This is a genomic window from uncultured Fibrobacter sp. (assembly GCF_947305105.1).
Classification (GTDB): Bacteria; Fibrobacterota; Fibrobacteria; order Fibrobacterales; family Fibrobacteraceae; genus Fibrobacter.
The window spans coordinates 1-9,715 of record NZ_CAMZCS010000058.1 but is presented as its reverse complement, the minus strand read 5'-3'; the positions used below and the strand labels follow the sequence as shown (position 1 = coordinate 9,715).

The window sequence follows — 9,715 nt, the reverse complement described above, 5'->3', positions numbered from 1 at the left end:
CACGAAGTGCGTGATTCTTTTCACTAGCCGCTAGTCTCTATTCTCTAGTCTCTCGTAGCCTCATTGCTCACTGCTCGAGCCTCGTGCCCCGCGCTTCGCAATTGCCACTATGGCCAGGGTATCGACGACGACGAAGCCGATGAGCCACATAGCCGTACCGCCCTGGAATCCGTAGCTGTGCAGTCCGACCCCGAGCAAGTTTATCCCGAACCAGCAGAGGAACGTGACAATGGAGCTGAACGCACACAAAAGCGCAAACCCGCGCGGAGAAACGAGCCGGCCGGCCCGCAAATGCAAAAGCAGCATCGCCCAGAGTATCACAAACAATGCTCCGCATTCCTTCGGGTCAAAGCCCCAGAAACGCCCCCACGCGAAGTCGGCCCACACGCCACCGAGCAGCGTCCCGAGAATCGTAAATGCGCCGCCGAACGCAAGCGTACCGTAAAGAAGGCGATCGAGGTTCGAGGCTCGAGGCTCGGGGTTTGAAGTGCGAGAAATGCGGAACAGCACAAGATGCGCCACAACGCCCGAAAGAATCATGCCCGCAAAGCCAAGCGCTATCGTGAACACGTGCAGCGTCAGGAATACCGAGGAATTCAGCACCTCGGGAATCGGACGGAAGGTGTCGCCGGGTTCCAGCACGAACTTCGCGAAAAACAGCAGCACCGCAGTCATCATGGTAATAGGAAGAATCAGGGCATAGGTCCGGTTCTTGCAGCGGAAAAACGCGACGGACTCGAACGCCATCAAAAGGAGCGCCACCAGTAGCACAATTTCGTACAAGCTAGACATCGGCGGGCGGGCAGCCACGAAGGTGCGCACCGCAAACATCACCGTAAGCATTACAGCAGTCGCGACACAGAGCCCATTCGCCGCGACATCCAGTTTTTTTGACCGGAAAATCATGTTCAAAGCCGAAAGCAGGCAAGCCAAGAACGCCGCAGCAAAGCCCCACAGCGCAAGATTCGCATGATGGTACAGCACCTCCAACGAAAGCCTGAACTTTACATCTTCACCAACAACCGAAAACGCCGAGTGGTTCACCACCGACTCGTACAGACGAACATTCCCGTAGAGGCGCTTCATCTCGGCAGTCGCCGGATGGTCATCGTTTCGGCTAGCATAGAAATCTAACAAATCGCGCGACAGCGCCAAATCCACATAGCTCACGTACCGCGAATCCGACGGCAAGTGCAACGCCTCGGAGACATCGCCGCGAAACACCTTGAACAAGGCGTAGGCATGAGCCTTTTCGGGAGTCAGCACAGCCTGCCGAACAATTTCTGCGGCAGAAATTTTCCCCATGCAAGAATCGTTTTTCCGGCACTTGTACGTCACACGTCCGCTCAAGTCGTCCAAAAAACCACGCGCAAAAGAATCAAAAGGCCGCACAACACCATCCACCAAGACAGGCGTATCGGAATGCAGAGCCTCCAAAACCGGAACTGGACGAGCCGAAGCACGGGCATCCATCGGCAAAGCAGCAAATAGCAAGGCAAGCAACGGCAAGACTTTTGCAGCCACCCCGACCGAATCACCATGCACCTTATTGCCGCGCACCTTCACAAAATAGTGGAGCGCCGCCCCAAGCAGGAACATCACCATGAACACATACGGCACAAAATGGAACGGGTCGTAAAACACCTTGTACATGGCCACATTCTTCCCCGGTGCCATTTCCGCATAACCGCGATACTGGACAAAGTAAGGCCAACCTCCCTTCAGTTCCTGCTCGTCGATTTCGACAGGAGCAAGGCCGAGACTGTCGTCCGCAAGGAAAAGTCGCAAGTCGCGGGCTCCGGAAAGTGGGGCCACCTCCGCCTGCAACGGCGAAACAGCGCCAGCAACCTCAGCAGGCACGATAGCATAACCATTATATTCCCGCTTGATTTCGCTCCCGACAAGGCTCCCGAGTAAAAGGACAATCAGCGCAATATGCATCAACCAAAGGCCCGCAAAACACCACCCGCGCGGCATGCGATAAATTAAGCACAAAACGAGATGCACCACGCCCAACGCCGCAACCGACTTGAAAGCCGGCAAGGGAATATAGCCAACCGCCCACACGAAATAGCTTCCGAAAAAGCGGTCAGTCGCCACCTCAACCGAAGCACCGAGACTTTTGGCATTCGCCTGCGCCAGCACGCCCCAAAACGTCAGCAGCATGAACGCCACCAGCAACGCAGCAGAGACCTTCAGAGAAGCCAACTTTCTTATAAACGCAATCAACTTTTTTCGACCTTCCCTTTCGTCATTCGTCTCGCGTCTAAACAGCCTCCACCCACACGAACTTACTTTCATCTAGTCGCTGCTCGCCGTCGAAACGGTAAGCGACAAGCCGCCCGTCCCCGCGATAACCGGCAACGCTGTAATCCAGGCAACAGACATTCTCGCGAATCAAGTGCGGAAGCCCCGTCAGCCAGTAATGCCCGAAGAATACAGGCCGTTCCGCCTCGCCATAAAACTCATGCTTGCAAACGTCGGCAGGGGCAGCGCAGGCAGGCAGTTCCACACCCGGCTGGAAAGCCAGTTCGCGCAAGGACTTCCCCTTCGGATCCACCCACCACCTGATGCGGGCCCGTTTGCGCAAAACATTCTCGCCATCGCGGAAAGTAATTCCATCGGGCAAGTTCATCTCGGGGCCTTTCAAGAAAAAGTTTATCGGGTCGAACAGGGAATCATCGTACTCGTTGAACTGGTCGTTCGCGCGGGCAATGAGGTCGTTGAAATTTCCGTCAGCAAAACAGCGGATGCCTTCGGCATTAAGGATTGATGCCGCGCTCTTCTCAAAACAGGCATGCTGAGCACGGAAAGATTCCGTCTCGACAAAGAACGGCAGCGTCTTCAAGAAGTCGAGCATGTCGTGGAATTCCTGCTTGCGGCCCTTGTAACTTTCGACCGTCCGCGTATGGATAGCCACCTTGTTGAAGGAATGCTCGCGCAGGTAACCCCCTGGAATGCAATGAATCACATGGGAGCCGCCTTCGCCATTCAGCTGCCAAAAACAGAGCGCGTTAAATTCGTGATTCCCCATCAGGGCCACGGCACTCCCCGCATCGCGCATCGCACGCACCAGGTTGACCGTCTCGCGCACCTCCGGCCCACGGTCGATATAGTCGCCGAGAAAAACGACAGAACGGGAGCCGCCCGGGTAACGGAAGGCACCGGACGTTTCCACGTAGCCCAGCTTCGCAAGCAAAGCCCGAAGTTCCGTGCAATGCCCATGAATATCGCCGATGAAGTCGATAGAGGAATTCATGATTTAAAGATATAATTTTCTATATTTTTGTTACACCTGAACGGAACGGCTTATCATGGAAATCGGAAAATACAACCGCGCACGCGTCGAAAGCGTCACCCCCCAAGGCTACTACCTGGAACTGGAAACAGGAGGGCGCGTACTGCTCCCGGGCAACAAGCACCAATTCGAACTTGAAGAAGGTGAAATCCTGGACGTGTTCGTTTATATGGATTCCGAAGACAGGCCCATCGCGACACTCGACAAGCCCTACGCGCAGGCAGGCGAATTCGCCGTCCTCACCGTCAAAGAAGTGAACCGCATCGGAGCGTTCCTGGACTGGGGCCTGAACAAAGACCTTTTCTTGCCCTACAAGCAGCAACTCGGCGACTTGCAGCGCGGCGACAAGTGCGTCGTCTACATCCTCGTGGACGAAAAGAGCGGCCGCCTCGTGGCGACAGAAAAAATCAAGAGCTTCCTCGACCTAGACACGAGCGAATTGCATATCGGGCAGCGCGTACAGCTCGCCGCCTACGAAGTGACCCAGGACTACGTCGACTTTTTGGTGGACTACCGCTACACCGGCAGGCTCATGCTCACCCGCGGCATGCAGCGCATCTACATCGGCGACACGATGCCCGGCTTTATCCAGCGCTTCACCAGCGACGGAAAAATCACGCTCAACCTGACGCCCGTTGGCTACAAGGGACTCATGAAGAGCGACAGCCCCGACGCCATCATGCAGAAACTCGCCGAAGCAGGCGGATTCCTCCCCTACGGCGACCACACCGACCCGGACACCATCCGCGAAGAATTCGGCATGTCGAAAAAGACATTCAAGAAGATTCTCGGGACGCTCTTCCGCGAAGGGAAAATCGACCTCGGCGACGACGGATTCCGCGCAGTGTAAAGAGAAGAAGGGAAATTAAAGATTACTGATTTCTTCCACGGAGAAGCCGGTCAACTCAGCAATCTGTTCAACCGGCATATTCTTGGATTTCATCTTCCGGGCAATTTCGCGAGTTTTTTCAGAAACGCTCTCGGCAACCTTCGCGTTGATCTCATCCGCGAATTCCTCGAATACGCCCTTCACCATGACGTTATGGTCCCATTTTTCGTGATACACTTTCTGGTAAGCCTCGAATTCTTCTTTACTGAATTTAGACACTTTTGAACTTTCCGTCAACTGTTCGAATTTTTTCTCGTCCAGTTCGGCAGGCAGTTCCTTGAGCTTATCTAAGAAACGCAAAAAGAAAAGCCACTTGCGAAGACTAGAAGAGCCAGGCTCAATGAAGAAGGGAACCTTCGAAAGTTCGATGGCAGTGAAATTGAATGTGTCCAGAAACTGTTCACCCGTATCCAGGTCGGTAACCGTAGCACGATGGACAATCCGATCATCACCAAACATCGTGTGTTGAGTAAGTGCGATGACGTATGTCGGCTTGATGTCGTAATCCCATTCGTCGCCAGGTTCTGCCTGATTCGCGATTATCTCGCTGGCGTAGAAAGCTAGCCTTTTCAGGAAGTGGTCTTGCCTGCGAATTTGCACCTCTATCTCAATGAGGTTGCCCATGTCGTCTTCGCAATGCAAGTCAAAAATCGCCGTGCGGGATTCCCTGCTCCCGCTCAGGTTTTTCGCCACGTTGCGAGTCCACACGTTCTTGATGGGCCGCTTGAGCTGCGGTTCCAACAGGTCATTCAGCAGGTTCACTAGGTTTTCACGGCTTGAAGGTTTGTCCGGGTCAAAAGCCTTCTTGAAAGCCAAATCCACCAGCAAATTTGCAAACGGGCTCTTTTCGCCCGGCTTCACGATACAGTCCTTAAGCGGCTTGCGCTTGGCCATTGTACATTCCCCTGTCGATATTGTCGATGAATATTTCAAACATCGACAATATAAACCGGCGAGAAGCACTAGTCAAGCAAACTTAATTTTCCAAAAATAGGCCGACAAAAATTCCGTTTAAAACGTCTATAATTATAGAGAAACCAGTTTGCATTTCGAGGGTATTTTCCCGAAATTTCATTCCCACATCTTTCACTTGACAATCGCATAATGCGAGTATAGATTAATCGAATGACTTACTTTTTTGTCAGCGATTTACACGTCGATTTCTATGTACCGGTGACTCGCACAGTCGCAGTACTGCGCAAACATTTCGAAGTCTTCTTCGAGCGCAACTTTCTACCGGCAGACGCCTGCTGCATCGCGGGCGATATCGCGAACAACTATTACACCTACGTAGAATTTTTGAAGTTCATCGCCGAAAAATACAGCACGGTCTACGTGTGCCTCGGGAACCACGACATCATCACAGAATACATTGGGCGTTTCGAGACGGACCGAGAATTCACCACATCCGAAAGCAAGATAAAATACTTCCTTGCTGAAGCAGAAAAAATCCCGAATATCCAACTGCTTGAGAACCGCATCGCAGGCGATGTCGCCGGTTGCATGGGCATGTGCGATTTCAAGTACAAGCATACACCCGGCGCATCTGAAATATCAAACAAAATTTTGTGGGCGACACGATGGTTCGACGGAATCCATTGGAGATACATGCAGAACAACACCGACAAACTCTGGCGACATTACGACAGAGCCTTCCGCAAACTCACCGCGCAACGCCCGAAAATCATGACGTCGCACTTTCTGCCGCTGGAATTCGACATGGCGGAACGTTACAAACACGACCCCTGCTCAAACTTTTTCTATTTCCACGGAGCCAAATACCTCGAGAACATGGACGACGGAAGCATCTGGCAAGCGGGCCACACCCACACCGCCATCAAGCGTGAGTACACTGACAGGCTCGGCAAAAGGCACTTGCTGCTCTGCAATCCCGTAGGATATCCCGACGAGGACCCCTATACGGAACATGGGCTAAAACGGGAAGATTTTCTGGTGGAGGTGGGGAAATCATAAGATTTAGGAAGATTATCCCACTTTTTTATGTACAAATCTACTACATTTTTGTATATTTGTAGTAGATTTATACATATGTACGAGAAGAACTTCATAACCGCGGGCATGGTTTGCGAGCAAGGACGAGCGCAATACTACGCCACTCTCCAAAAGGCGAAACAGGGCGAACTGGTTCGTGTTAAACGCGGTGTTTATGCAGAAGAGATTGCCCTAGCCGATGTAATGGTCGATGTTGAGTCTCTGATTCCCGGTGGAATCCTCTGCATGTTCTCGGCATGGGAACATTACGAACTCACGACGCAAGTCCCGCAGCAATATGATATTGCAATAAAAAGGGGCCGCAAAGTCGTTGTGCCCCAGTATCCGAACTTTAAGCTCCATAACCTGTCTGACAAAGCTCTGAGCATAGGCGTTACCACGGAAACCATTTCCGGCTACAGGGTCAAAATTTTTGACATCGAAAAATGCGTCTGCGACGCCGTAAAATTCCGCAACAAAATCGGCATCGACGTCTGCACAGAAATTGTCAAGAACTATCTCAAACGGCGCGACAGGAATATCGCGAAGCTCATGAAATACGCAAAGATTCTGCGGGTTGCGAAGACCCTGGGCACATATTTGGAAATGGGACTTTAAACTTTTTTACCTCATTTATAGTATATTTAAAATATGGATTTGAACTTCCGAAAACTCAAAGTGTATCTGGACACATCGGTCATCAGCTATCTTGAACAGGACGATGCTCCTGAAAAGATGGCTGATACACGAGCAGTATGGGAATCCCTCAAAAAGGGAGATTACGATATTTTTTTGTCCCAGGTCGTTTTGAAAGAACTTAACGAATGCAAGGATCTTCACAAGAAGGAACTATTCTTCAAGCATCTCCGCGAAATTAACTTCAATGTTGTCGAAATAACGGAAGACACGATTGCTCTTGCTGAAAAGTTCATCGATTTCGGAATACTCAAGCAAAAAAGTTTAGATGATTGCCAGCATATTGCGGCAGCAATTCTCAATGATTGTGACATCATTATTTCGTGGAATTTCAAGCACATTGTTAATGTCAAGACAATTCGCGGAATTAAGGTCATCACCACAATGCAGGGTCGAAAGGACCTGCTGATTTATCCACCCACTGCATTATTGGAGGAAGCATAACATGGACACTCCCGAAATGAGCAATCGTTTTGATGCAGAAGACATCCGCAAACTGCGCGAATACAATTCCCTGAGACATTCCAAGATGTCACACAAGGAAATCTTGGACGACATCCGACAGGGTGCTGAATCCTTTATGTCGGAATTCAACCGTTGCGTTGCCGACAAACAAGCCGTTTACGACGCAAGCGAGAAGAAATAACAATTTGAACGAAATATGGAATGTCTAAAAATTTTTCGTATTTAGTTAAAATTCAGACGACAAGATTCGAGAGATTCGCAAATAAAGAGGACGACACCCGAAAGAGTGCCGCCCTAAATGTTTTCACAACGGAATAATCCTTATTGTGAATCGATAGAATCACCGCTTACGCGGAGAAAATGCGTTTTCCACCTTGACATCGTTTTGAATGTTAGAAACACCTCCACTTACGCGGAGAAAACTGGTCCCGCCTTTTTTCTTCTTGAATTTAGCCAGAAACACCTCCGCGCACACGAAGAAAACCGCATGGAGGCTTCCGAGAAGCGCTCCGACAAGGAAACACCTCCGCGTACGCGGAGAAAACTGAAAAATGCAAGAGCGAGGACCGCGCGAATTGGAAACACCTCCGCGTACGCGGAGAAAACTGGACGGAATTTCCAAGGTTCCGGAATGACAAAGAAACACCTCCGCTTGCGCGGAGAAAACAGAATCTTACCTTTGCCCTGGGGCGCATCCTTGGAAACACCTCCGCTTGCGCGGAGAAAACTCGGCTATCGTGCACGACTTACAGCTTTCAAGAGAAACACCTCCGCTTGCGCGGAGAAAACCGTGTCGCCATCGCACGTGGCGGTCGTTGCAGGGAAACACCTCCGCTTGCGCGGAGAAAACCCCGCGCGATCGGCAAGCACCGACAAAGCCACGGAAACACCTCCGCGTACGCGGAGAAAACTGCGTAAGTCGGCTTTTTTGAACGTAAAACAAAGAAACACCTCCGCGTACGCGGAGAAAACTCGTCCGTGCCGTTGCCGACAACAAATATCGCAGAAACACCTCCGCGTACGCGGAGAAAACCAATCGGCTGATACCAATATGCTTTCGAGTTCGGAAACACCTCCGCGTACGCGGAGAAAACTGTCCAGCACCTAGAATGTACTTTCTTTTGCCAGAAACACCTCCGCGTACGCGGAGAAAACTTCGTGACATACTTAGCAACGTAAAAAGATGTAGAAACACCTCCGCGTACGCGGAGAAAACGCATGACGAAAAGGTGGACGTTGCGCGTAGCTAGAAACACCTCCGCGTACGCGGAGAAAACGCATCGTGATTACGGGTGCAAGGAATTTCTTTAGAAACACCTCCGCGTACGCGGAGAAAACCCCGGAACTAAAGCCATGTGTGGCGAAGAGTCGGAAACACCTCCGCGTACGCGGAGAAAACGTGGTCTCGGTTATGGTATTGATATGGACGCTAGAAACACCTCCGCGTACGCGGAGAAAACGAAACCGAACAACCGAAAAGCTCCCGATAATCAGAAACACCTCCGCGTACGCGGAGAAAACTGGCAATGGCGCGGCAATTGACCGAAGCCAATAGAAACACCTCCGCGTACGCGGAGAAAACTTCTATCTTATCCGAAAGAATTTTCACTGAATGGAAACACCTCCGCGTACGCGGAGAAAACGTAATCTTAATGCAGAGGCTGAAGGTCGTGAGAGAAACACCTCCGCGTACGCGGAGAAAACTGCTGCCAATCGACAGTTTTTGTTTTCATGATAGAAACACCTCCGCGTACGCGGAGAAAACCGTTCCGCATGGCGGCGAATTTCAGAAAATCAAGAAACACCTCCGCGTACGCGGAGAAAACTCCTCCTGGGCGGCTTGAACCGCAAGTGCGTTAGAAACACCTCCGCGTACGCGGAGAAAACGAAATAGGACTTGGACTTCTTCAAGTAAATGAGGAAACACCTCCGCGTACGCGGAGAAAACGCAGCCAGCCGAAGGTGCAGCGGAGGCCCTCGGGAAACACCTCCGCGTACGCGGAGAAAACCTACCATAGTGTGCAGGAAGGTATCAACACCCGGAAACACCTCCGCGTACGCGGAGAAAACCGAAGGTTTTACAAAAGATTGTAATGCGCGGTAGAAACACCTCCGCGTACGCGGAGAAAACCAGTTGTTGTCGGGAAAGATGAATTTGAACGGAGAAACACCTCCGCGTACGCGGAGAAAACTCCGTTCCAAAAAGCGTTAAGTTGACTATTGCGGAAACACCTCCGCGTACGCGGAGAAAACTCGATGCGGAGCCGCCTAACTCCGTGTCGGGCGGAAACACCTCCGCGTACGCGGAGAAAACCGGAAACTTGCGTTTTTATGCGAATTTCCGCAAGAAACACCTCCGCGTACGCGGAGAAAAC

General features: G+C 51.3%; 8 protein-coding genes and 1 CRISPR repeat array. Of the genes, 5 read left to right on the top strand and 3 right to left on the bottom strand.

The window, feature by feature from the left end; genetic code table 11:
• Window positions 1-60 precede the first annotated feature (60 nt).
• Both ccsA and Q0Y46_RS14555 read right to left on the bottom strand, forming a co-directional pair.
• Complete coding sequence (gene ccsA, locus Q0Y46_RS14560; RefSeq protein ID WP_297948499.1) at window positions 61-2,208, bottom strand: cytochrome c biogenesis protein CcsA; 2,148 nt, start codon at window positions 2,206-2,208, stop codon at window positions 61-63.
• A 58-nt stretch (window positions 2,209-2,266) separates the two neighbouring features.
• Window positions 2,267-3,259: a metallophosphoesterase gene (locus tag Q0Y46_RS14555; protein ID WP_297948497.1), complete on the bottom strand. Its 993-nt coding sequence runs from the start codon at window positions 3,257-3,259 to the stop codon at window positions 2,267-2,269.
• 55 nt (window positions 3,260-3,314) lie between these two features.
• On the opposite strand from Q0Y46_RS14555, the gene Q0Y46_RS14550 reads away from it, so the two are divergent.
• Complete coding sequence (locus tag Q0Y46_RS14550) at window positions 3,315-4,148, top strand: S1-like domain-containing RNA-binding protein (RefSeq protein ID WP_297948495.1); 834 nt, start codon at window positions 3,315-3,317, stop codon at window positions 4,146-4,148.
• A gap of 15 nt (window positions 4,149-4,163) precedes the next feature.
• Here the strand turns inward: Q0Y46_RS14550 and Q0Y46_RS14545 are convergent, their stop codons facing one another.
• Window positions 4,164-5,081 (bottom strand): Rpn family recombination-promoting nuclease/putative transposase, encoded by a 918-nt coding sequence (locus Q0Y46_RS14545; protein WP_297948493.1) that lies wholly within the window; start codon window positions 5,079-5,081, stop codon window positions 4,164-4,166.
• Window positions 5,082-5,312: 231 nt separating this feature from the next.
• On the opposite strand from Q0Y46_RS14545, the gene Q0Y46_RS14540 reads away from it, so the two are divergent.
• From Q0Y46_RS14540 to Q0Y46_RS14525, 4 genes are all read left to right on the top strand, one after another.
• Entirely contained in the window at window positions 5,313-6,161 is an 849-nt protein-coding gene (locus tag Q0Y46_RS14540) for a metallophosphoesterase (protein WP_297948491.1), read from the top strand.
• A gap of 75 nt (window positions 6,162-6,236) precedes the next feature.
• Complete coding sequence (locus Q0Y46_RS14535; RefSeq protein WP_297948488.1) at window positions 6,237-6,797, top strand: hypothetical protein; 561 nt, start codon at window positions 6,237-6,239, stop codon at window positions 6,795-6,797.
• A 33-nt stretch (window positions 6,798-6,830) separates the two neighbouring features.
• Window positions 6,831-7,319: a PIN domain-containing protein gene (locus tag Q0Y46_RS14530; protein WP_295679156.1), complete on the top strand. Its 489-nt coding sequence runs from the start codon at window positions 6,831-6,833 to the stop codon at window positions 7,317-7,319.
• 1 nt (window position 7,320) lies between these two features.
• Window positions 7,321-7,521, top strand: coding sequence for a hypothetical protein (locus Q0Y46_RS14525; RefSeq protein WP_295679154.1), 201 nt, complete (start codon window positions 7,321-7,323; stop codon window positions 7,519-7,521).
• A gap of 153 nt (window positions 7,522-7,674) precedes the next feature.
• Window positions 7,675-9,715: a CRISPR direct-repeat array (repeat unit 28 nt; unit sequence GAAACACCTCCGCGTACGCGGAGAAAAC).

What these genes read in the sequence shown, in the direction of transcription:
- Q0Y46_RS14555 (WP_297948497.1), bottom strand. Translation starts at nt 3,259, where the DNA reads ATGAATTCCTCTATCGACTTCATCGGCGATATTCATGGGCATTGCACG.
- Q0Y46_RS14550 (WP_297948495.1), top strand. Translation starts at nt 3,315, where the DNA reads ATGGAAATCGGAAAATACAACCGCGCACGCGTCGAAAGCGTCACCCCC.
- Q0Y46_RS14545 (WP_297948493.1), bottom strand. Translation starts at nt 5,081, where the DNA reads ATGGCCAAGCGCAAGCCGCTTAAGGACTGTATCGTGAAGCCGGGCGAA.
- Q0Y46_RS14540 (WP_297948491.1), top strand. Translation starts at nt 5,313, where the DNA reads ATGACTTACTTTTTTGTCAGCGATTTACACGTCGATTTCTATGTACCG.
- Q0Y46_RS14535 (WP_297948488.1), top strand. Translation starts at nt 6,237, where the DNA reads ATGTACGAGAAGAACTTCATAACCGCGGGCATGGTTTGCGAGCAAGGA.
- Q0Y46_RS14530 (WP_295679156.1), top strand. Translation starts at nt 6,831, where the DNA reads ATGGATTTGAACTTCCGAAAACTCAAAGTGTATCTGGACACATCGGTC.
- Q0Y46_RS14525 (WP_295679154.1), top strand. Translation starts at nt 7,321, where the DNA reads ATGGACACTCCCGAAATGAGCAATCGTTTTGATGCAGAAGACATCCGC.